Origin of the sequence: Psychrobacter sp. TB55-MNA-CIBAN-0194 (assembly GCF_040309505.1) — a bacterium.
Lineage (GTDB): Bacteria > Pseudomonadota > Gammaproteobacteria > Pseudomonadales > Moraxellaceae > Psychrobacter > Psychrobacter fozii.
In genome coordinates, this window is record NZ_JBEOOW010000564.1 from 1 (window position 1) to 252 (window position 252).

The following is a 252-nucleotide window of genomic DNA, read 5'->3' on the forward strand; positions in this document are numbered from 1 at the left end:
CCAATACAGTCCATTGTTCTTGCCAAATATCCATTGGCTTCACTTTAAATTCACTGCGCACATAGTGGCGTATTTTCCCTTCAATAATGGCAATAAGAAAATTCGCACAGGGTGCAACGCCCATCGCTGGCCTCAAACCTTGTTTTAAGTCTGCTTCGCGGATGATCTGCTTTAACTGCGTTTCTATGCGATCAAATACTTGAGTAATACGCACGCGTAAACGTTCTGTTTCACCTGCTAGCGCGTCTGCTG

1 protein-coding gene is annotated in these 252 nt (G+C 44.8%); it reads right to left on the reverse strand.

What is annotated here, in order from left to right:
* Nucleotides 1-252 (reverse strand): hypothetical protein (locus AAEY75_RS16300; protein WP_352260196.1); only part of this gene is annotated, 252 nt, incomplete at both ends.